18 protein-coding genes and 1 pseudogene are annotated in these 21,287 nt (G+C 68.6%); 13 read left to right on the top strand and 6 right to left on the bottom strand.

Features of this window, described 5'->3' with window-relative positions:
• Positions 1-16 precede the first annotated feature (16 nt).
• The 3 genes from ACE11G_RS13600 to ACE11G_RS13590 form a co-directional block, all read right to left on the bottom strand.
• Complete coding sequence (locus ACE11G_RS13600) at positions 17-2,386, bottom strand: glycoside hydrolase family 65 protein (RefSeq protein ID WP_045537778.1); 2,370 nt, start codon at positions 2,384-2,386, stop codon at positions 17-19.
• A 127-nt stretch (positions 2,387-2,513) separates the two neighbouring features.
• The gene (locus ACE11G_RS13595; RefSeq protein WP_045537780.1) at positions 2,514-3,245 is read right to left on the bottom strand and encodes an HAD family phosphatase; all 732 of its coding nucleotides are present in this window, start codon (positions 3,243-3,245) and stop codon (positions 2,514-2,516) included.
• Between the two features lie 2 nt (positions 3,246-3,247).
• A complete protein-coding gene (locus tag ACE11G_RS13590; protein WP_375002550.1) occupies positions 3,248-4,780 on the bottom strand; it encodes a DUF222 domain-containing protein in 1,533 nt (510 codons plus the stop codon).
• Positions 4,781-5,052: 272 nt separating this feature from the next.
• Here ACE11G_RS13590 and ACE11G_RS13585 point away from each other — a divergent pair, with 272 nt between their 5' ends.
• From ACE11G_RS13585 to ACE11G_RS13555, 7 genes are all read left to right on the top strand, one after another.
• A complete protein-coding gene (locus ACE11G_RS13585) occupies positions 5,053-5,931 on the top strand; it encodes a TatD family hydrolase (protein WP_006897675.1) in 879 nt (292 codons plus the stop codon).
• A gap of 76 nt (positions 5,932-6,007) precedes the next feature.
• Positions 6,008-7,120 carry a resuscitation-promoting factor gene (locus ACE11G_RS13580; protein ID WP_006897676.1) on the top strand — a complete coding sequence of 371 codons (1,113 nt, stop codon included), beginning with the start codon at positions 6,008-6,010 and terminating at the stop codon, positions 7,118-7,120.
• A gap of 64 nt (positions 7,121-7,184) precedes the next feature.
• A complete protein-coding gene (gene rsmA / locus ACE11G_RS13575; RefSeq protein ID WP_006897677.1) occupies positions 7,185-8,081 on the top strand; it encodes a 16S rRNA (adenine(1518)-N(6)/adenine(1519)-N(6))-dimethyltransferase RsmA in 897 nt (298 codons plus the stop codon).
• Positions 8,081-9,001: a 4-(cytidine 5'-diphospho)-2-C-methyl-D-erythritol kinase gene (locus ACE11G_RS13570; RefSeq protein WP_006897678.1), complete on the top strand. Its 921-nt coding sequence runs from the start codon at positions 8,081-8,083 to the stop codon at positions 8,999-9,001. Before rsmA ends, ACE11G_RS13570 begins: the two co-directional genes overlap by 1 nt.
• 67 nt (positions 9,002-9,068) lie before the next feature.
• A complete protein-coding gene (locus ACE11G_RS13565; RefSeq protein WP_045537767.1) occupies positions 9,069-10,886 on the top strand; it encodes an ABC-F family ATP-binding cassette domain-containing protein in 1,818 nt (605 codons plus the stop codon).
• A 160-nt stretch (positions 10,887-11,046) separates the two neighbouring features.
• Positions 11,047-11,715, top strand: a complete 669-nt coding sequence (locus ACE11G_RS13560) for a DUF4282 domain-containing protein (RefSeq protein ID WP_006897680.1) — start codon at positions 11,047-11,049, stop codon at positions 11,713-11,715.
• Positions 11,716-11,795: 80 nt separating this feature from the next.
• Complete coding sequence (locus ACE11G_RS13555) at positions 11,796-12,794, top strand: enoyl-CoA hydratase/isomerase family protein (RefSeq protein WP_006897681.1); 999 nt, start codon at positions 11,796-11,798, stop codon at positions 12,792-12,794.
• 17 nt (positions 12,795-12,811) lie between these two features.
• On the opposite strand, the gene ACE11G_RS13550 is transcribed toward ACE11G_RS13555, so the two are convergent.
• Together ACE11G_RS13550 and ACE11G_RS13545 are read right to left on the bottom strand one after the other, a co-directional pair.
• Positions 12,812-13,471 (bottom strand): hypothetical protein, encoded by a 660-nt coding sequence (locus ACE11G_RS13550; RefSeq protein WP_006897683.1) that lies wholly within the window; start codon positions 13,469-13,471, stop codon positions 12,812-12,814.
• Positions 13,471-15,081 carry a peptide chain release factor 3 gene (locus ACE11G_RS13545; RefSeq protein WP_045537770.1) on the bottom strand — a complete coding sequence of 537 codons (1,611 nt, stop codon included), beginning with the start codon at positions 15,079-15,081 and terminating at the stop codon, positions 13,471-13,473. The genes ACE11G_RS13550 and ACE11G_RS13545 overlap by 1 nt, the downstream gene beginning before the upstream one ends.
• 63 nt (positions 15,082-15,144) lie before the next feature.
• Here ACE11G_RS13545 and ACE11G_RS13540 point away from each other — a divergent pair, with 63 nt between their 5' ends.
• Positions 15,145-15,909, top strand: coding sequence for a TSUP family transporter (locus tag ACE11G_RS13540; RefSeq protein ID WP_375004159.1), 765 nt, complete (start codon positions 15,145-15,147; stop codon positions 15,907-15,909).
• A gap of 81 nt (positions 15,910-15,990) precedes the next feature.
• Here ACE11G_RS13540 and ACE11G_RS13535 read toward each other — a convergent pair whose 3' ends face one another.
• Positions 15,991-17,010, bottom strand: coding sequence for a beta-ketoacyl-ACP synthase III (locus ACE11G_RS13535; RefSeq protein ID WP_045538489.1), 1,020 nt, complete (start codon positions 17,008-17,010; stop codon positions 15,991-15,993).
• A 161-nt stretch (positions 17,011-17,171) separates the two neighbouring features.
• Between ACE11G_RS13535 and ACE11G_RS13530 the strand changes: the two are divergent.
• The 5 genes and pseudogenes from ACE11G_RS13530 (at position 17,172) to ACE11G_RS13510 (ending at position 21,260) form a co-directional block, all read left to right on the top strand.
• Positions 17,172-18,229 (top strand): annotated as a pseudogene (locus tag ACE11G_RS13530) (ABC transporter permease).
• On the top strand, positions 18,226-19,068 hold the full coding sequence (locus ACE11G_RS13525; protein ID WP_062368015.1) for an ABC transporter ATP-binding protein: 843 nt from the start codon (positions 18,226-18,228) through the stop codon (positions 19,066-19,068). The pseudogene ACE11G_RS13530 and the gene ACE11G_RS13525 overlap by 4 nt, the downstream one beginning before the upstream one ends.
• Positions 19,065-19,934 carry an ABC transporter ATP-binding protein gene (locus ACE11G_RS13520; RefSeq protein ID WP_062368016.1) on the top strand — a complete coding sequence of 290 codons (870 nt, stop codon included), beginning with the start codon at positions 19,065-19,067 and terminating at the stop codon, positions 19,932-19,934. Before ACE11G_RS13525 ends, ACE11G_RS13520 begins: the two co-directional genes overlap by 4 nt.
• Positions 19,931-20,527 carry a TetR family transcriptional regulator gene (locus ACE11G_RS13515; protein ID WP_375002544.1) on the top strand — a complete coding sequence of 199 codons (597 nt, stop codon included), beginning with the start codon at positions 19,931-19,933 and terminating at the stop codon, positions 20,525-20,527. The genes ACE11G_RS13520 and ACE11G_RS13515 overlap by 4 nt, the downstream gene beginning before the upstream one ends.
• Before the next feature lie 88 nt (positions 20,528-20,615).
• Entirely contained in the window at positions 20,616-21,260 is a 645-nt protein-coding gene (locus ACE11G_RS13510) for a PadR family transcriptional regulator (RefSeq protein ID WP_375002542.1), read from the top strand.
• Positions 21,261-21,287: the final 27 nt, after the last annotated feature.

Genomic DNA, 21,287 nt, shown 5'->3' with positions numbered 1-21,287 from the left:
CGTGCTCGCGATTCGTCTACCGCGCTGAGCGCTGGTACGGCTCGCATCCGGGCGGGGCCTCGGGTGCGGTGCGCGGCCCGAGCCGTGGAATGCCGAGGGTGACCGGATCGTCGCCGAGGACGAATCGCTCACCGTGATGGGCGAGTTCGACCGTCGGACCCGACAGCAGTCGGTAGGTCGCGGTGTCGGAGTCGACGGCGACGACGATGCGCGATTCGCGGATCATCATGCGGAACGACATGTAGCTGAGCTTCGAAGGAAGGCGCGGGGCGAAGGTGACCTGACCGTCGAAGTCGCGCATCCCGCCGAATCCGGCGACGCAGTCGGTCCAGGCGCCGGCCAGTGCCGCGATGTGCAGTCCCGACGAGACGTTGTTGTGCAGGTCGTGCAGATCGGTGAATACCGATTCGCTCATCAGGTCGTAGGCGAGGTCGAGGTATCCGACCTCGGCCGCGGTGACCGCCTCGCAGCAGGCCGAGAGCGACGAGTCGCGCACGGTGATCGGGTAGTAGTAGTCGAAGTTCGCCAGTTTCTGCTCAGGGGTGAAGCGGTCGCCGAACAGGTACATGGCGAAGACGAGGTCGGCCTGCTTCACCACCTGCTTGCGGTACAGGTCGAAGTACGGGTAGTTGAGCAGCAGCGGGTACCTGCCCTTCGACCGCTCGAAGTCCCACCGGTCGAGTTTGGTGAACGACTCGCACTGCTGGTGAACGCCGAGTGCGTCGTCGTAGGGCACGGTCATATCGTCGGCGCACTGCGTCCAGAAGGCGGTCTCGTCGTGCGTCACGCCGAGCTGTCGTGCCACGACGGGCTGGCGCGAGCACGCAGCGACCGCGTCGCGCAGTGCCTGCTGTGCGGCGAGATTGGTGAAGACGTTGTTGTTGACGATCGCCGTGTACTCGTCGGGGCCGGTGATTCCGTCGATGCGGAACTTGCCCGCCGAATCGTGGTGGCCGAATCCGGCGAAGAACCTGGCGATCTCCACCAGCAGCTCGACGCCGCACTCGACCTCGAACGCCTCGTCGCCGGTGGCGCGGATGTAGCGGGCGGTGGCGTTCGCGATGTCGGCGGACACGTGGACTCCCGCGGTGCCGGCCGGCCAGTAGCCGGAGCACTCGTCACCGTTGATCGACCGCCACGGGAACATGGCGCCGTGCTGTGCGAGTTCGGCGGCCCGCGACCGGGCCTTGTCCATCGTGGCGTGCCGCCAGCGGAGTTCCTCGCCCGCGGCGGCGGGAACCGTGTACGTCAGCATCGGCAGCACGAAGCTCTCGGTGTCCCAGAACGTGTGGCCGTCGTAGCCGGGGCCGGTGAGCCCCTTGGCCGGGATGGCGCGCGATTGCCCGCGTGCACCGGCCTGCAGCACATGGAACAGGGAGAAGCGCACGGCCTGCTGGAGTTCGGGATCGCCGTCGAGTTCGATGTCGGCGTCGAGCCAGAACTCGTCGAGGTAGTCGGACTGCTCCTGTTTAAGGGCCTCCCAACCGGTCTCCTTGGCCATTGCCAGCGCGGCGTCCACCTGGGCGCGCAGCGCGGGCACCGACCGTCGGGCCGACCAGCCGTAGCCCATGTACTTGGTGAGCACCAGCTTGGTGCCCTGGGGCACGGCGGCCGCGACGGTGAGGCGTGCGAGGTCGCCGTCTGCGCGGATCGAGGTGTCCGCGGATGCGGGCAGTTCCAGTTCGTGGTCCATGCCCGCCGCCACGGCGAGTCCCGAGCGTGCGGTGTGGTGGACGAGAACCGCGGAGAAGTCTTCGCAGTCCGCGAGATCGGCGACCAGTGGGCGCTCCAGCGCCGCCGCCAACCGCGGATCCTCCTTGGCGGAGGCCGCCCCGCCCATCGGCTCGTTGGCGAGCAGATCGGACTGGAGGACCAGTTTCATGTCTTCACCGATCGGCTCCACCTCGTAGCGGATCGCGGCGATGGTGCGCTTGGTGAACGAGACCAGTCTTTCGGATCGGATGCGGACGGTGCGCCCGGTCGGCGAGGTCCACAGGGTGCTGCGCCGCAGGGTGCCGGTGCGGAAATCGAGTACACGTTCGTGCTCGACGGTGCGCCCGTACCTCAGGTCCATCGGCTCGTCCTCGACGAGCAGGCGGATGATCTTGGCGTCCGTCACATTGACGACGGTCTGTCCGGACTCGGGGTAGCCGTAGCCGCTCTCGGCGTAGGGCAGGTCGCGCAACTCGTAGAACCCGCTCAAGTAGGTGCCCGGCTTGTCGACGGGTTCGCCTTCCTCGAAGCTGCCGCGCAGTCCGATGTGACCGTTCGACAGCGCGAACAGGGTCTCGGTGCGGCCGATCATGTCGATGTCCAGTCCCCGCCAGCGCAACTGCCACGGGCTGACGTCGAATCCCTCCACCGGGTGCACGCCGTGCTGCGGGATGTTGACCGGGTCCGTGTGGCTCGACGTGTCGCCGTGCGTGGTGTGGGCCAGCTCGCTGGTGGTCGGTTCGATCACGGACGGTCCTTCTCGGGCTCGTAGCTGCTCGGTTCGGCGGCGCGGTGGGCGGTCAGTTCTCGGCGAGAAGATCGTCGAGGTCGGTGACGACGATAGAGGCACCGGCGGCTTTCATCGCATCCGACTGGCCGCTGCCCACGCGATCGATGCCCACGACGTAGCCGAAGTCACCGGCAGCGCCCGCGGCGACCCCGGACACCGCGTCCTCGAAGACCGCCGCGGCGGAGGGAGCGACACCCATCAGTTCCGCACCCCGCAGGTACGAGTCGGGCGCGGGCTTGCCCGCGAGTCGCTCGGCGACGATGGTGTTGCCGTCGACGCGCTGTTCCACGAACTGCGTCAGTCCCGCGGCTTCGAGGACCTGCTCGCCGTTGCGGGAACTGGTCACCACCGCGATGTGAAGCCCTGCCTCGCGGGCGGCGTGCAGGTAGCGGACGGAACCGGGGTAGGCGGTGACGCCGTCGCGGGCGAGCGCGGCGAGAAAGGCGTCGTTCTTTCCGTCCGCGATCGATGCGGCGGTGTCGTCGTCGACGGTGATGCTCCGCGACGCGAGGAAGGTGCGCACGCCGTCCATTCGGGGCCTCCCGTCGACGTAGTCGAAGTAGTCCTGGTCGGTGAACGGGCGGAGGCTGTCGGTCCGGCCTCCGATGTCGCCGCCGGCTCGTCGGGTCAGGAAGGTGTTGAACGCGTCCGTCCACGCGACGCGGTGCACCGATGCGGTGTCGGTGAGCACTCCGTCGAGGTCGAAGAGCGCAACCGTGATGTCATCAGGGAGTCCCAGCACGGTCACGACGCTACCCGCCGATCGGGGTCTCTACCCGTCAGACGTGTCGTGTCCCCGGCGGCTGCATCCGCACGGGCCGGCGGGTGCGGATTCGGCGGATGCAGATTCTTCGCTTGTCCGGCGTGGTGGATGGGGTTGAGTCGCCAGGGTTGGTCGGTGGTGGCTGGTCGCCAGGCTATGCGTCCGGTGTGGGGTCCGTCGGGGAGGATGGTGGTTTCCCATTGTCCGCGTTTGGTGCCGACGGCGCGGTTGTGGCGTCCGCAGGCGGCGCCGAGGGCGTCGATGTCGGTGCGTCCGGCGGGGGTGATCCAGTCCGGTGCGTGATGGGCCTGGGTTTGTGCGAAGGGTCGGTCGCAGCCGGGGGCGGTGCAGCCGCGGTCGCGGGCGAACAACGCCAACCGCTGCGCCTTACTCGCACACCGCGCACCGCGGCCTTGGTAGAGGACTTCGCTGGTGTGATTCCGGAAGACGGCCAGGTGCGGCACGGCGTCGGCGGCGAGCCGGACGAGTTCGCCGATCGGGATGCGGGTGCCGGTGGCGGTCAGGGAGATTCCGGCGTGGGCGGCGAGTTCTTGGTCGGTGACGGTGATGACCAACTCCGCCGGTATCCGGTTCGGTGCACCGAGTCCGCCGTGGGCGAGAACGTAATCACACAACGCCAGCAGCGCGTCGTGTGTGCGTTGGGCGGCACTGCGCAGATCCCGACCCCGCGCCGCCGCCAAAGCCTCGGCGTCGATGCCGTCGGCGTCAATCGTTCCAGTCGGCGAGCCCGAGTCGGCGGGATTGTTCATCCCGGGTGCGGCCCAGGCGGTCAAGATCACCTCGAACTTCGCCCGCAACTCCGGAGTCATCGCGCCGCGGACTTTGCTCATGAGTTGTCGGTCTTGCGGGAGGATGGTGATTCCGCGTTGGCGTTGCCGGTCGACGTGATCGCTTTCCTGACCATCGGGGTCCAGGTGAGCGAGCAGGCGGTCACCGACCTTGCCCAGATCATCCGGATTCAACCCGGCCGCAGCCTGAGCGAGTTCGGCCTCCGCACGGGCCTTGACTTCCGGCGAGATGCAGCCGGGCACTTTCGCCAAAACGGCCGAGATCACCAACGCGTGTTCGGCGCCGACAGTCCCGGCCGCGACCGCGGCGGCGGTGGCGGGCTTCCGGGGAGGCAGCGTCTGCCCTTGGAAGTTGGAGAACTCGCCGATGGTCTCGGTCATCCGGAGCCGTCGACCCGCCTCACGGGTCCCCAGCCGCAAACCCTGCGACAGGTACTGATGCGGATTCAGATAGCCCGCGGTGCGGTGAGCATTGCGGTCGGAGACCTCCACCAACAATCTGGACGAAACGCCGTCCCAGCGTCGCCGGATGCGTTCGGCGGTCTGTGTGTGGGCCAGCAGTTCCGGTTCGGTCTCCGGTGACAGGGAGGTCTCGGCGAGCTTCACCGCCGCGGCATCGATCAGGGCGAGTAGTTCGGCGGGCCGCCCCGGCAGTGCACCGGTGGCAACGACAGTCGCGATCGAATCGGTGATCGGATCGGTCATCGCTGCCACCTCCCCCGAGTGTTTCAGCTGGTCACACCATGTTTTCTTGGATATCTGAACACTACCAATCGGGTATGACACAACTGATTTCATAGACAGACGCACGTGCGCCGGCTCAACTCTGTTACGCCGTGGGGCATCGGTGACAGGCTCGATGGTTTCGGTGGGAACCCTCGAACGGCGGCCTGGGCAGAGCGTCGACTGCGAAGTGCCCCAGTTTCCAGGCGGACCCGGATTTCCGCGACGGACACGATCTCGGGCAAGGTGGGTCTGTGACCGACTCGACGGGTGAACTCACCGCCAAGGAGATCAAGAAGCGTAAGCGACGCCTGCCGCCACCGGACCCGGAAGCGCTGCCCGGGCTGGTCGACGCACACACGCACCTGGCGGCCTGTGGCGGGCGGACGGAGGCCGACGTCCGAGCCATCCTCGACCACGCCGAGTCGGTCGGCGTGGAGCAGGTGGTCACCGTCGCCGACGACATGGTCGACGCCCGCTGGGCTGTCGCCGCCGCGCATTGGGACCGACGAGCGTTCGCGGCCGTCGGACTGCATCCCACTCATGCCGCCGATCTGGATGACGAGGCCCGAGCCGAGCTGGAACAGATGGTCGACGACCCCCGCGTGGTGGCCGTCGGTGAGACCGGTCTGGACTACTACTGGACGACCCGTTCGGACGACTGCGCGGACCCGACCACCCAACGCGACGCCTTCGCCTGGCACATCGATCTGGCCAAACGATCCGGCAAAGCGCTGATGATCCACAATCGCGACGCCGATCGCGACCTGCTGGACGTCCTCGCGGCCGAGGGGGCGCCGGAGACGGTGGTGATGCACTGCTTCTCCGGCGACCGTGCGATCGCCCGCGAATGTGTCGACCTCGGGTATGTGTTGAGCTTCTCTGGCACTGTGACGTTCAACAACTCCGGCGAGTTGCGTGAGGCCGCACTTCTGACTCCCGACGAGCAGTTGCTGGTGGAGACCGACGCACCGTTCCTGACCCCGCATCCCTATCGTGGCCAGCCCAATCAGTCCTATTGCGTGCCCTACACCGCTCGCGCGCTGGCCGCACTGCGCGGCGTCGACGATCACGAGTTGGCCCACACGCTTGGAGCAAATGCGCGCCGGATATACAAGTTTCCGTTGCGGTAACCCACCCCGATTCGTTACCGTACCGTGATCCGTGCTGCCGACGCGGATAGCTATACCCAACCCGGCAGGGAACTGTATGTCTGTCTTGAAGAGAATCAACACGTCCACCTCCATGCGCGCCCGAGTAGCCCTCGGAGCCGTGCTGACCACCGTCACGGCCGGAGCCGTCACCGGAGCTGTCATGCACAAGGAGGTGACGCTGGCGGTCGACGGACAGACCATGCATGTGAGCACGATGGCCTTCTCGGTCGGGAGCGTGCTGCGCGACAACGGCATCGACCCTGCCGACGGCGACAAGGTGAACGTGCCGCTCTCGAGTGCGCCGCGTGACAACCAGACCATCACGGTCGACCGCCTCAAGAAAGTGCAGCTGGTGGTCGACGGCAGGCCGTTGAACATCACCACCAACGCGTCCACCGTCGGTCAGGTTCTCGCTGAACGCGGCATGGCGACCAGCGCGGTGACCGCACCGCTGAACGACGTGCTTCCGGTGGACGGTGCCGATCTCGACGTCACCCTGCCCAAGCGGGTCAAGCTCGACGACGGCGGCCAGAAGTCGACGCCGAGCATTGCGGCCAAGACGGTCGGCGACCTGCTCGCCCGTGCGGGCAAGCCGCTCTCGCCCACCGACAAGGTGGTGCCCGCGGCGCAGACTCCGGTCAGCAAGGACATGGACATCCGCGTCACCCGGATCAAGACCGAGGAGAAGACCCTCACCGAGGACGTCAAGCCGCCGGAGAACACCAAGGACGACGACACGCTGACCCGGGGAACCAAGAAGGTCGAGGACCCGGGTACTCCCGGCAAGGCCGATGTGAAGTACTCGATCACCACCGTCAACGGCAAGGTCGTCAAGAAGACCAAGATCAGCGAGAAGGTTCTCGTGGAGCCCAAGGCTGCCACGGTCCGCGTCGGAACCAAGCCGGGTGCACCGGCGGTTCCGTACGGCGTCTGGGATCGTCTCGCTCAGTGCGAATCGACCGGCAACTGGGCCATCAACTCCGGCAACGGGTTCTACGGCGGCATCCAGTTCGACCAGAACACCTGGGATCGCTGGGGCGGCCAGGAGTACGCGCCGCGTCCGGATCTCGCCACTCGCGAGGAGCAGATCGCCATCGCGGAGAAGACGCAGGCCGCTCAGGGCTGGGGCGCGTGGCCGTCCTGCTCGTCGCAGATCGGCCTCCGCTGATCCTCGCCCGCGGTGCAGCCGTCCGCTGCGGCACCTCCCGACGATCATCAGTCACAATGTTCAGGTGAACATCGTCCCTGATTCGCCTCGTCTGCTCGGTCCCGCCGAGATCCGCGCACTCGCCGCAGAGCTCGATGTGCGCCCGACCAAGACGCTGGGGCAGAACTTCGTCCACGACGCCAACACCGTTCGCAGGATCGTGTCGGTGTCCGGCGTCGGTGCCGACGACGTGGTTCTGGAAGTGGGACCGGGACTCGGATCGCTGACCCTCGCGCTGCTCGCCGAGGCCGGCCGCGTGGTGGCGGTGGAGATCGACCGCACGCTCGCCGCGCGACTGCCACGGACGATCGCCGAGTTCGCGCCCGCACAGGCGGCGAACTTCGACGTCGTCACCGCGGACGCCCTCACCGTCACCCCCGCCGACCTCCCGTACGCGCCGACCGCGCTGGTCGCGAACCTGCCGTACAACGTCGCGGTTCCGGTGCTGTTGCACCTCATGGCGCAGTTCCCGACCATCCGCACCGCGCTCGTGATGGTGCAGGCCGAAGTTGCCGACCGTCTCGCCGCCGCTCCGGGCGGCCGGATCTACGGGGTGCCGAGCGTGAAGGCCCGCTTCTTCGGCGACGTGGCCCGAGCCGGTTCCGTCGGCAAACACGTCTTCTGGCCCGAACCCAAGATCGAGTCGGGCCTGGTCCGCATCGACCGCCGCGACGTCTACGGGACCGACCCGGAGCTGCGGGCGCAGACATTCGCCGCGATCGACGCCGCATTCGCTCAGCGCCGCAAAACCCTGCGGTCGGCGCTCTCGTCGTGGGCGGGCAGCGCCCCGCGGGCCGAAGAACTCCTCCGAGCGGCGGGAATCGACCCCGGGCTCCGCGGGGAACGGTGCGACGTCGATGACTTCGTCCGGCTCGCGCGCGCCGGCCACGCAGCCGGGATCGAGACCGGAGCCGCCCGATGATGGGTGGCGCGACCGCCCGGGTCCCGGCGAAGATCAATCTGCACCTGGGCGTCGGGCCGCTCCGCGACGACGGATACCACGAACTGTCGACGCTGTACTGTGCGCTGTCGCTCTACGACGAGGTCACCGTGCGCGGCGACGACGCGCTGTCGGTGACCGTCCGCGGCGAGAACCGCCGACAGGTGCCGTCGGATGCGACGAACCTCGCCGCGCGGGCCGTGGTCGCGTTGGCGCGGCATGCCGGGATGGACCCGCACGTGGCGATCACCATCGACAAGACGATTCCGGTGGCCGGGGGCATGGCCGGCGGCTCGGCCGACGCCGCCGGGGCGCTCGTCGCTGCGGCCCGGCTCTGGCGGCTCGACATCGCCCGCGACGAACTCCTCGCCATCGCCGCGGAACTGGGCTCGGACGTCCCGTTCTCCGTGGTCGGCGGCGCAGCGCTCGGCACCGGCCGGGGAGAGCAACTGCTGCCGGTGCTGCACCGCGGCGCGTTGCACTGGGTGCTCGCGGTGTCGGGCAGCGGGCTGTCCACTCCGGACGTGTACCGGGAGATCGACCGGCTCCGGGCCCGCGACGGCGATGACCAGCCCGCCGCCGCGGGCGTCGCCCGTCCGGACGAGCTGATGCAGGCGCTCGCATCGGGCGATGTGCGCGCCGTGGCCCCTTTGCTCCACAATGATCTGCAGCCGGCCGCGCTGTCGCTGCAGCCGATGCTGCGGCGCACCCTGCGGGCGGGCCGCGAGGCCGGAGCGCTCGCCGGGATCGTCTCCGGGTCCGGGCCCACCTGCGCGTTCCTGTGCGCCGACGAAGACGCCGCCGTCCGGGTGGCCGCCGAACTGTCCGGGTCCGGTGTGGCCAAGGCCGTGCGGACCGCGTCCGGGCCGGTGGCGGGCGCCCGCCTCATCGCGGTCAACTGACCTCGCCGACCACTGACCTCGCTGGACGACTGACCTCGCTGGACGACTGACTGAACGGAAAGCACGAATGCCCCCGCGTACCAATACGTCGCTGATCAACGCCGAACGCATCAGCAAGAGCTTCGGCATCAAGCCGCTTCTGGACGAGGTCAGTGTCGGCGTGCACGAGAGTGAGCGCATCGGCGTCGTCGGGCTCAACGGCGGCGGTAAGACGACCCTGCTCGAGATCCTGGCGGGCATCACCGAACCCGATTCCGGGCGCCTCTCGCGAGCGGGTGGCATCCACATCGCGACGGTCACCCAGGGCGGCGACCTCGATCCCGGCATCACCGTCGCCGACGCGGTGGTCGGCGCCGACGCCCCCGAACACGAGTGGGCCGGCGACGCCCGGATCCGCGGCATCCTCGCAGGTATCGGGGTCGACGCGATCCTCGACCGCAAGGTGGGCGAACTCTCCGGAGGGCAACGTCGTCGGACGGCTCTCGCGGCCGCGCTGGTGACCGACTCCGACCTGCTGATCCTCGACGAACCGACCAACCATCTCGACATCGAGGGCGTTCACTGGCTCGCCGAACATCTGGTGAACCGGCGCAGCGCGCTCATCGTCGTCACTCACGACCGCTGGTTCCTGGACACCGTCGCCACCCGCACGTGGGAGGTCCACTCCGGGCGCGTAGACGAATACGAGGGCGGCTACAACGACTGGATCTTCGCGCGAGCCGAACGCGCCAGGCAGGCCGATGCCGCCGAGGAGCGCCGGCGCAACCTCGCGCGCAAGGAACTGGCGTGGCTGCGGCGCGGTGCTCCAGCGCGCACGTCCAAGCCGCGTTACCGGGTGGAGGCGGCCGAGAAGCTGATCGCGAACGTGCCCCCGCCGCGCGACACCGTCGAACTCTCCGCATTCGCCAAGCGCCGCCTCGGCCGCGTGGTCATCGAACTCGAGAACGCGCGGCTCACCGCACCGTCGTCGGACGGCGCCGAGGGTCGAGTGCTGCTCGAGGACACCACCTGGCGGCTGGCGCCGGGGGAGCGGGTCGGCCTCGTCGGGGTCAACGGTTCCGGCAAGACCACGCTCCTGCGGGCGCTCGCCGGCGAGGTGCCGGTGTCGCCGGGCCGCCGCATCGAGGGCAAGACCGTCTCGATCGGCTGGCTGCGTCAGGAACTCGACGACCTCGATCCCACCCTGCGCGTGCTCGACGCTGTCGAGGAGGTGGCCGGTCATGTGACGCTCGGCGACAAGGAGTTGTCGGCGAGTCAGCTCGCGGAACGGCTCGGGTTCTCCCCGGCGCGACAGCGCACGCCGGTCGGAGACCTGTCCGGCGGCGAACGTCGCCGCCTGCAGTTCACGCGTGTGCTGATGGCCGAACCCAATGTGCTGCTGCTCGACGAGCCGACCAACGATCTCGATATCGACACGCTCCAGCAGGTGGAGGATCTGCTCGACTCCTGGGCCGGAACGCTGGTCGTGATCAGCCACGACCGGTATCTGATCGAACGGGTCTGCGACAGCACCTGGGCGCTGTTCGGCGACGGCGCGCTGACGAACCTGCCGCGCGGAATCGACCAGTACCTGGAACGACGGGCTGCCGAGACCGATGCGCCTCCGGCCCGCCGATCCGCTCCGGCCGCCGAGCCGAAGCCCGCGTCCGGTGACGGCGGACTCTCGGCCGCCGAACACCAGGCGGCGCGCAAGGCACTCGGCCGCGCGGAGCGTCAGATGGAGAAGCTCAGTGCGCAGGAGGAGAAGCTCCACGCCGAGATGGTCGACGCCGCCGTCGACCCCGAGCGGCTCGCCGATCTGGACGCCAGACTCCGGGAAGTGGTGGCGGCCAAGGAGATCGCCGAGGCCGAGTGGATGGAGGCGGCCGAACTGCTCGATTCGTGACCGCGGCGCGCGTGCGCGTGCGCCGACCCGATACGTGACGCGACCGCATCGCGTGACGGTGTCGGCCGGGGAGCCTGCGAGGGTCACAGCCAGTTGTTACGTTGTTCCAACCAAGTGTCGCCGACCTGGCGATCAGGCATGACTCCTGAGAGGTTCACATATGACGACTCCGCCTAACGATCCGTTCAACCAGCCCGAGGGCGAGCAGCCCGATCACGGTCAGTCCCAGCCCGGTCAACCGCAGCCCGGCCAGTCCCAGCCCGGTCAGCCCGACTACGGTCAATCCCAACCCGGCCAATCCCAGGCCGGTCAATCCCAGCCCGGCCAGACGCCGTACGGTCAGCCCCAGTACGGGCAGACGTACGGCCAGCAGCCCGGAGGCTACGGCCAGCCGTCCGATTACACGCAGCAGTTCGGCGCCTACAACCAGCCGACCTACCCGGTCGATCCCGGCGCCGCTCACCAGCCGCCGCCGGAGGAGTCCGGCTCCTTCCTGTCGGCGCTCTTCGACTTCCAGTTCAGCAAGATGGTCGCCACCCGGGTGATCCCGGTGCTGTACATGATCGTCACGATCGTGTTCACCATCATCGCCGCGATCGCACTGATCGGCGGCGTGATCTCCGGCTTCGCCGAGATGGGCGACAACGTCGGCGCGGGCCTGTTGACGGTGATCGTGGCACTGATCATCGTGCCGCTGGTGTACCTCATCTATCTGATCCTCGCGCGCGTGATCTTCGAGCTGTACATCGCGATCTTCAAGATCAGCCAGAACACCGCTCGTATCGCCGAGAACACCGGCCGCGTCGCGGAGAACACCTCCCGCAGCTGATCGGATACTCGGGCGGGTCGAGCGGTCGCTCGACCCGCCCGTTCTCTTCTGCGGTACGGACGCTGCGCTACCGTGACTGAATGTCCTACATCCGCACCCAGGTGCGCGGCGGCGTCGGCGAGATCGTCCTCGACCGCCCCCGCGCGCTCAATGCCCTGGATCTGTCGATGATCACCGAGATGCACTCCGTGCTGGAGGAATGGGGCGACGACGACGCGATCGAGACCGTGCTGGTCACCTCCTCAAGTGATCGCGCCTTCTGCGCCGGCGGCGACATCCGCGTGGTGCGCGACCACGTGCTCGCCGGTGAGAGCGACGAGGTGGTCCGGTACTTCGCCGCCGAGTACCGGCTGAACCAGCTCGTCGCGGAGTACCCGAAGCCGTACGTCGCCCTCGTCGACGGTGCGGCCATGGGTGGTGGACTGGGCATCAGCGTGCACGGCGAGGTCCGGGTGGTCACCGAGAAGGCGTTGATCGCGATGCCGGAGACCGCGATCGGGTTCTTCCCCGATGTGGGGTCCACGTATTTCCTTCCGCGTCTGCCGCAGGGCGTCGGGATGTGGCTCGGGCTGACAGGCGCACGCCTGCGCGGCGCCGATGCCGTCGCCATCGGACTCGCGACTCATTTCGTGCCGTCGGAGCGGATCGACGATGTGGCGAACGCCGTCCGCCGCGGAGACCCGCTGCGGGACGCACTCGCCGACCATCGTGGGCCGGTCACCAGCGATCTCCCGCTGCGCAAGATCGCCGAGTACTTCGACGACGACAACGTCGTCGGCATCGTGGGCGGCCTGCGCGGTGCGGTCGGTGACGCGTGGGCCGAGGAGATGCTCGATCTGCTGGCGTCGGCGTCACCGACCAGCCTGTGGGTGACGGCCGGGCTGATCACCGCGGGGGCGACCTCATCGCTCGCCGAGTGTCTCGACCGTGAACTGGCCGCGGCCGGCCGCATCACCCGGCATCCCGACTTCGTCGAGGGCGTCCGCGCGGTCCTCGTCGACAAGGACCGGAATCCGGCGTTCTCGCCCGCGACCGTCGAAGAGGTGGATGCCGCGACCGTCGCCGCGATCATCGCCTAGCGCGACTGCGTCCGGACCTACTTCTCCACGGTGAACAGACCCGACAGCGCCGCCGACTCGGGTGGGGCCGCCGGGACCGTCGGATCGTCGTAGGAGACGTCGTCGTCGGGATCGAAGGGATTCGCCCGCGCAGCGAGCGCGTCGGGGCAGTCGAATCGACCTGCAGCCCTCGTCTCGGTCACGGTTGCGAGCCGCAGCGTGCACGTGGCGGATGTGAAGTACGTGCCGTCGAGCGAGACGCCGACGGTCGCGGTGATAGGCGCCCCGGGCTCCCGGGCCGACGCACCGGCCGGCCAGGGGAGGATCCCACCCGCGAGATCGACCGCCAGGAACTCCAGTTGCCCGCCCTCGCCGCGGTCTCCGGTGAAGGTGAACAGCAGCGTGTCCGGCGGCACCGCGGGGTCGGTGCGGCCGGACTTGGCGAAGGCGACGCAGCGCTGCGAGCCGGGACGCTTCACCGAGACCGTCATCGTGCCGCGCGAATAGTTCAGCCCGTAACCGCTCCGGACGATCCGGCCGGCCGCGGGTGTCGCCGAGCAGTCACCGTCGGCGAGCGTCTTGGTCGACCCGTTGTGCGGAGGCGGTGGGACCGATTCGTCGACGGTCGTCGCGTCGGTGCCGCAGGCGGTCAGGCCCAGGAGCATCAGGGGCACCGCGGCGCGGCGCAGCGGGACCATCAGTCGGCCGCGGCGACCAGCGGCTCCAGCAGCAGATCGGGGTGTTCCTTCTCGATGTACTGCAGGCGCCACTTGTCGGAGAACAGGGCGAGGATCGCGCCGTCGCTGCGGGTGAAGACCTCGACGCCGCGCTGACGGTTGAGCTCGGGTGCGCTCTGTTCGTCGGTGCGGCGGGCGAGGCTGTATCCGAGCGGTTCGATGATGGTGTCGACGTTGAACTCCGCCTTGATTCGCGCGGTGACGACCTCGAACTGCATCGGGCCGACGGCGGCCAGGACCGGCGAGGCGTCGCCGCGGACGTCGTTGCGCAGCACCTGGACCACGCCTTCGGCGTCCATCTGGTCGACGGCCTTGCGGAACTGCTTGTACTTGTCGGCGGTGGTGACGCGCAGCGACGAGAAGTGTTCGGGAGCGAACGAGGGGATCGGCGGGTACTGGATCCGGGGGTCGATGTACAGCGTGTCGCCGGGGGCCAGTGCCATCGCGTTCACCAGGCCGACCACGTCGCCCGGGAACGCGGTGTCGACGGTGGAGCGGTCGCGCCCGAACACCGCCTGCGCGTACTTCGTCGCGAACGGTTTGCCGGTCTGCGCGTGCGTGACGACCATGCCGCGCTCGAACTCGCCGGACACGATCCGCATGTAGGCGAGGCGGTCGCGGTGACTGGTGTCCATGCCGGCCTGGACCTTGAAGACGACGGCGCTGAACGGGTCGGTCACGGCGCGCTCGACGCCGTCGATCGACTCGCGCCCGCGCGGCGGCGGCGCGAACTCGACGAGGGCGTCGAGCAGCTGCCGCACGCCGAAGTTCAGCATGGCCGAGGTGAAGATCATCGGCGACGTCTGGCCCGCCAGGAACATCTCCTGGTCGTGGTCCTGGCCCAGCTCGGCGAGGAGTTCGCTCTCCTCCCGGGCGGCCACCCACGCGTCGCCCTCGCGCTCGGCCGCCTGGTCGGCGGTGAGGAGTTCCTCCGGCGCGATCTTCGCTCCGCCCGCCGTGCGCTCGAAGTGGATGTAGTCGCCGGTGCGGCGGTCGAGCAGACCGCGGTAGTCGCCGGCGATGCCGACCGGAACGTACAGCGGGGTCGGGATCAGGCCGATGCGCTCGCTGATCTCGTCGATCAGCTCCAGCGGGGTTCGGCCGGGGCGGTCCCACTTGTTCACGACGGTGATGACCGGGATTCCGCGGTGGCGGCAGACCTGGAACAGCTTCAGCGTCTGCGGCTCCAGTCCCTTCGCCGCGTCGATCAGCATGACGGCCGCGTCCACCGCCGTCAGCACCCGGTAGGTGTCCTCGGAGAAATCGGAGTGACCGGGTGTGTCGACGAGATTGATGACGTTCGGTGCATCGGCGGCGTCGGCGTCGCCCGGCGAATAGCTGAACTGGAGTGCGGTGGAGCTCACGGAGATTCCGCGTGCCTTCTCCATCTCCATCCAGTCCGAGACGGTGGATCGGCGGCCGCCCTTGCCGTGCACCGCGCCTGCCTCGCTGATCATCCGGGCGTGCAGCGCCAGAGCCTCGGTCATCGTCGACTTGCCCGCGTCGGGATGGGAGATGATGGCGAAGGTTCGACGGCGCTTCACCTCGCGTGCGATGACCTCAGAACTCACTCGATTACGCTATCTGTCTGCCGACGTCAGACGCAAAATCTCCGAGTGAGCGAAGGAATCCCCGTGCCGCTGCCCGATCCAGCCGTGCTGACCCTGTTGATCGGCGGCGCGGTGGTCGCGGGCTGGATCGACGCGGTGGTCGGCGGAGGCGGACTGGTGCTGATCCCGCTGCTGCTCATCGTCTTTCCGTCGATGGCGCCGGCGACGGCACTCGGCACCAACAAGCTCACCGCGATCTGGGGGACCGCGACCGCGGCGGTGCTGTACCTGCGGCGGGTGCCGGTCGACCGCGGGCTCGCCGCGGCGAGCGTGCCCGTCGCCGCCTCGTGTGCCGCGCTCGGCGCGCTGGCCGCCGGAGCCCTCAGTTCTGACGTGATGCGGCCGGTGGTCATCGTGCTGATGGTGGCGGTCGGTCTCTTCGTGGCGCGCCGCCCGGAGTTCGGGTCGGCGAGCGCCGCCGGTTCGAGACCGATCCGGCGCGGTCGCTACGCGGCGGCGCTGGTGGCCTTCGGCGTCATCGGCTTCTACGACGGAATCTTCGGTCCGGGGACCGGCATGTTCCTGATCATCACGTTGACGGCGCTTCTCGGCCAGAGTTTCCTCACCAGTGCCACGCTGGCGAAGGTGGCGAACACTGCCACCAACGGCGGCGCACTCGTAGTCTTCGCGGTGCAGGGCGACGTGTGGTGGACGCTGGGCGCGATCCTGGCCGCGGCCAACATCGCCGGATCGGTGCTGGGATCGACGCTGGTGCTCGGCCGTGGCACGGGCGTGGTTCGGGTGGCGCTGCTCGTGGTGGTCGTGGTGATGGCCGGTAAGCTCACCTAAGACCAGTTCTGGTGATCGAAGAAATTTCGGCTCCCGCAACGGTCTCACAGAGCGCTGCGGGAGCCGAAATTCTCGGAGCTCTCACTCGAACGGTATCGGCGGCATCGTGACGACCTGAGCGGCGTAGCTGAGCCCGGCGCCGTAACCGAGCAGGAGGGCCGTGTCGCCGGGTTTGGCCTGCCCGGTGGAGAGCAGGTCCTCCATGGCGAGCGGAATCGACGCCGCCGAGGTGTTGCCGGTCTTCTCGATGTCGTTCGCCACGACAGTCGACTCGGGGAACTTCAGACTGCGCGCAAGCAACTCGTTGATCCGCGAATTGGCCTGATGCGGAACGAAGACGTCGATGTCGGCGGCGTCGACCTTGGCGACGTCGAGGGCGCGCTGAGCGGCCTTGCCCATCTCGAACGCGGCCCAGCGGAACACGGCGGTGCCCTCGAGCCGCAGGTACGGCCGCTTCTCGATGTCGCCGGCGTCCATGTAGCTGACCCAGTCGATGTCCTGCCGGATCGCGTTGAACTGGGTTCCGTCGCTTCCCCACACCACCGGGCCGAGGCCCTGCTTCTCGGTGGGGCCGACCACCACGGCGCCCGCGCCGTCGCCGAAGATGAAGCAGTTCGTGCGGTCGGTCATGTCCAGAGTCACCGACAGTTGTTCGGCACCGACCACCAGTACGTGAGTGGCGCTGCCGCCGCGCACCATGTCGGAGGCCAGCGACAGCGCGTAGCCGAATCCGGCGCAGCCGACGGTGACGTCGAACGCGGGGACTCCGTTGGCACCGAGTTCGGTGGCGATCGCGACGGCGCCGGCGGGCGTCAGCAGCAGATGGGTGTTGGTGGCGAGGATGACCGCATCGATGTCCGCGCCCGAAAGGAGGGCGTTGGCGATCGCCTTGCGGCCGGCGTTGACGCCCATCTCCACCACGGTCTCGTCCCGGCGCGCGAACCGCCGGCTCTTGATGCCGGTGCGGGTGTAGATCCATTCGTCCGAGGAGTCGATGTGCTCGCAGATCTCGTCGTTCGTGACGACGCGCTCGGGGCGGTGGGCGCCGATCCCGAGCATGCCGATCATCTGTGTGCCGACGGCTTCAGGCAATTCGGCCATATCTGGGTCTCCGATCGCTAGGCATGTGTGCCGGAGCACACCTTTGTCTTCCACGCTCTCACGGCCGCGCAGTTACCTGGAAGTAACGCGAGGCGCCGAGTGGGTCGGTAAAATATTCATCAAGCGTTGACCAGAGTGGCTCGCAGTGGTCAGATGGTCCTATGCGCGCGATGATCCTCAAGGAGTTCCGCGAACTCAGGCGAGACCCCCGCACGATGGCCATGCTGATCGTCCTGCCGCTTCTGCTGCTGGTGATCTTCGGGTACGCGGCCAACTTCTACGTCTCCTCGGTCAAGACCGCGGTGGTCGGGCCGACGGCGACACAGGTGGCGCAGTCGCTGCCCGGGTACTTCGATGTCACCGATACCTACCCCGACCGCACGGCCGCAGACGCGAAGGACCTGCTGCGCGAGAACGAGGTCGATGTCGCGGTGGTGGCCCCCGCCGGTCCCGGGGAGCAGGCGACGGCGTTCGTCGACGGTCGAACATGTTCGCCGCCCAGTCGAGCGTCGGGGTGCTCAACAAGTTCGGCGACCGGATCCACGTCGAGGTCCTCTTCAACCCGGATCTGAAGACGTCGTGGGTGATGGTGCCCGCGATCATCGGTCTGATCCTCACGTTCATCGGCACCATCATCACCAGCATCGGTCTGGTGCGGGAGCGGGAGGCTGGCACACTGGAACAACTCGCGGTGATGCCGATCCGGCCGAGTCAGGTGATTCTCGGAAAGATCGTGCCGTACTTCCTGCTCGCGGCGGTCGACCTGATCATCGTGACCGTCCTCGGCATGCTGTTGTTCGACGTCCCGTTCAACGGGAACGTGCTGATATTCGCGCTGGGATCAGCGCTCTTCCTGTTCGTGGTCCTCGGGTTGGGAGTCTTCATCTCGACCGTCTCCCAGACCACCGGGCAGGCGATTCAGACCGCATTCATGCTGTTGATGCCGCAGATTCTGCTCTCCGGCATGATCTTTCCGCTGGAAGCGATGGCCGCGGGCGTGCGGTGGATCGGTTATCTGCTGCCGCTGACCTATTTCACGATGATCTCCCAGGGGGTGATGCTGCGCGATGCGCCGATCTCGTCGCTGTGGCTCCCGTTGGTGGTCCTGGCGGTGATGGCCGTCGTGGTGTTCACCGGGGCGACGCTCCGCTTCCGGCGTGATCTCGCTCCCAACGCGCCGAAGGTGCACAACGCGGCGAGCGAGGCGGGCGCCGAATGATCGCCGAGATCGACGGGGTGAGCGTGCGGTTCGGTGACCGGACGGCCCTCGACGATGTGTCCGTGCGGGCGCCGGCCGGGACGGTCGTCGCACTGGTCGGCGGCGACGGCGCGGGCAAGTCGACGCTGCTGCGCACCGTGGTCGGTGAACTCGCGCCGACGACGGGCACGGTGCGTGCGCCGCGGAAGAACCACATCGGATTCCTCGCCGCGGGCCCGGGCAGCTGGGCGGCGCTGACGGTGCGGCAGAACCTGGAGTTCGTCGGCGGGATCTACGGCCTGCGCGGAACCGAGCTCGACCGGCGGTGCGACGAACTGATCGGGCGTGCCGGCCTCGCGGACGCGGCGGACCGGACCGCCTCCGCGCTATCCGGCGGTATGCGCCGCAAACTGGGAGCAGCCATGGCGATGCTGCACCGGCCCGAGCTGCTGGTCATGGACGAGCCGAGCACCGGAGTCGATCCGGTCAGCCGCATCGATCTGTGGCGGATGATCTCCGAGGCGGCGGCGGAAGGCGCCGCGGTCCTAATGTCGACGACGTACCTGGACGAGGCCGAACGCGCCGGGCACCTAGTGGTCCTCGACTCCGGACGGGTTCTGACACAGGGCTCCTACGACGACGTGCGCTCCGGATTCACCGGAGTCGTCACTCGCTCGGCACAGCCTGCGCGACCGGAGTGGTCATGGCGCCGGGGACGCGAGCGTCACGAGTACTGGCCCGACGAACGGCCCGGCGGCGAGACCCGCCCGGTCGATCTCGAACCGGTGGACCCCGATCTGGAGGACATCGTCATCTCACTGTCGCTCGCCGACCGGATGCGACGGGAGGTGACGGCATGAGTGAACCGGTGCTGCGGGCGCGGTCGGTGACCCGGCGATTCGGCGACGTCACCGCTGTCGACGATGTGTCGATGAGCGTCGAAGCAGGCGAAGTGGTCGGGCTCATCGGGGCCAACGGAGCGGGGAAGACCACGCTCATCCGCATGCTTCTGGGCCTGTTGGCGGCGTCCGAGGGCTCCGTCGAGGTCCTCGGCGGCGCGCCGGATCGGGATCGTCGTGCACGATTGGGCTACGTTCCGCAGAACCTGGGGCTCTACACCGACCTCACGGTGGAGGAGAACCTGGAGTTCAGCGCCGACGCCTACCGCGCGCAGAACGCCGAACTGCCCGGCCGGTTCTCCGACGTGCGGCGCACCCTCGTGCGGGATCTGTCCCTGGGCGCCCAGCGGCAGGCGGCGTTCGCCATCGCCCTCGCTCACCGACCGGAAGTCCTCGTTCTCGACGAACCGACGTCCGGCGTCGACGCCCTCGCCCGCGCCCGGCTGTGGGACACCATCCGTCAGCAGGCGGAGGCCGGCGTCGGGGTGCTGGTCACGACGCACTACATGGAGGAAGCGCAGCAGTGCGACCGGCTGCTCCTGATGGTCGGCGGTCGGCTGGTCGGTTCGGGCAGCGAGGACGACATCATCGGCGACACCCGCGCGATCGCCGTTCGCACCGACGACTGGGCGGCGGCCTTCGCGGCGTTGAACGACGCCGACGTGCCGGTGATCCTGGCCGGCCGCGACATCCGAGTGCCCGACACCGATCCGGCGCAGATCGACGCGGTACTCGACGCCGCGGGAGTCTCCGCCGAGTGCGAACCCGTCCGAGCCACCATCGAGGAACGGATGCTGGTTCTCGCCCGGGAACGGCCGGCGCAGTGAACGCACGCACCAGGGGGCGGCCGCCGGGCGACGACGGAGCCGGCCGGACTCGCGGTGCGATCCTCGACGCTGCCCGGGAGCTGTTCGCCGCCAAGGGATTCGACCGCACGTCGATGCGCGAGGTCGCGCGGGCCGCCGGCGTCGACGCCGCGTTGATCCACCACTACTTCGGAACCAAATCGGGCCTGCTGGTGGCGGCGCTGACTCCGGAGCGCGATCCGGCCGACATCCTGGCCGGGGTCGCGGAGTCGACGGACGTCGGCGTCGCGCTCGTTCGCCGCGCCATCGGCTTCTGGGAGGAGAATCCGGAGCAGCGGCTGCGCGCGATCGCGATGCTGCGTGTGGCGGCGACGGACGACGAGGTCGCGGGCAGAGTGCGGGAGTTCTTCCTCGGCGCGGCCGGACGCGTCCTGCACGACGCGGCGCGAGGCGATCAGAGACAGCGGAGGATCTCGCTGGTCGCGGGCCAGATGCTGGGCCTGGTGATGGCCCGCTACGTCTTCGCGCTACCCGAGATCGCGAGTGCGACGCCGGACGAGCTCGCCCGCCAGGTGGGGCCGGTGATGGATCATTATCTGACGGGCGACCTCTAGACACCTCCATGTCAGCTGTACTCCCCGGACATCTAGCGCCGCCGGGTAGTGCGTCCGCTCCGGCACTGACCGGATTACCGTGACAGGTATGTCCGTCACGACCACTCGGCTCCTGGTGCTCGGCGCGGTCGGATTGTTCGAGCCGGTGAACGGCTATCAGATCCGGCGCGAGCTGATGTCGTGGCAGGTCGACGCCTGGGCGAGCATCAATCCCGGATCGATCTACCACGCTCTGCGATCTCTGGCGGGCCAGGGGCTCTTGATCGATCACACGATCGGCGACGGCGGTCGCGACGTGGTGGTGTACGAACTCGCCGAAGCAGGCAGGGTAGTGCTGGAGGACGCGATCGTCGCCGGGGTCTCGGAGGTGAACGTCTACGACCGCCACGCTTTCCAAGCCGCGTTCGGACTGCTCCCGATGCTCGGCGACCGGCGCGCGGAAGCGGCTCTGCGCGCCCGCCGGGACGCGGTGCGCCGGGCCATCGGCGACGTCATGCCACCGGAGGACGGGCGGGCCTACGCACCGCCGCACGCGTTGCGCTCTCTGGCACTGTGGAAGCAGTTCGCGGAGGTGGAACTGCACTGGCTCGACGGGGTGCTCGCCGACATGGCCTCCGGCGCGCTCAGCTTCGAGGAAACCGGCCGGTGGGCGCCGCCCGCCGACGACCCCGGCTACCAGATCGTCGAGGATCGCGAACGCTATCGCGCGGCGCTGCACCGCGCGCCGAACTGACTACCCGCCGAACCGACCACCCGCCGA

This window comes from Gordonia sp. PS3, assembly GCF_041950545.1.
In the GTDB taxonomy this organism is placed as follows: Bacteria; Actinomycetota; Actinomycetes; order Mycobacteriales; family Mycobacteriaceae; genus Gordonia; species Gordonia sihwensis.
This window is presented reverse-complemented; position numbering and strand designations above follow the sequence as displayed.

What these genes read in the sequence shown, in the direction of transcription:
- ACE11G_RS13535 (WP_045538489.1), bottom strand. Translation starts at nt 17,010, where the DNA reads ATGGCCGAATTGCCTGAAGCCGTCGGCACACAGATGATCGGCATGCTC.
- ACE11G_RS13555 (WP_006897681.1), top strand. Translation starts at nt 11,796, where the DNA reads ATGTCCTACATCCGCACCCAGGTGCGCGGCGGCGTCGGCGAGATCGTC.
- ACE11G_RS13570 (WP_006897678.1), top strand. Translation starts at nt 8,081, where the DNA reads ATGGGTGGCGCGACCGCCCGGGTCCCGGCGAAGATCAATCTGCACCTG.
- ACE11G_RS13550 (WP_006897683.1), bottom strand. Translation starts at nt 13,471, where the DNA reads ATGGTCCCGCTGCGCCGCGCCGCGGTGCCCCTGATGCTCCTGGGCCTG.
- ACE11G_RS13560 (WP_006897680.1), top strand. Translation starts at nt 11,047, where the DNA reads ATGACGACTCCGCCTAACGATCCGTTCAACCAGCCCGAGGGCGAGCAG.
- ACE11G_RS13565 (WP_045537767.1), top strand. Translation starts at nt 9,069, where the DNA reads ATGCCCCCGCGTACCAATACGTCGCTGATCAACGCCGAACGCATCAGC.
- ACE11G_RS13510 (WP_375002542.1), top strand. Translation starts at nt 20,616, where the DNA reads ATGTCCGTCACGACCACTCGGCTCCTGGTGCTCGGCGCGGTCGGATTG.
- ACE11G_RS13580 (WP_006897676.1), top strand. Translation starts at nt 6,008, where the DNA reads ATGTCTGTCTTGAAGAGAATCAACACGTCCACCTCCATGCGCGCCCGA.
- ACE11G_RS13590 (WP_375002550.1), bottom strand. Translation starts at nt 4,780, where the DNA reads ATGACCGATCCGATCACCGATTCGATCGCGACTGTCGTTGCCACCGGT.
- ACE11G_RS13525 (WP_062368015.1), top strand. Translation starts at nt 18,226, where the DNA reads ATGATCGCCGAGATCGACGGGGTGAGCGTGCGGTTCGGTGACCGGACG.
- ACE11G_RS13520 (WP_062368016.1), top strand. Translation starts at nt 19,065, where the DNA reads ATGAGTGAACCGGTGCTGCGGGCGCGGTCGGTGACCCGGCGATTCGGC.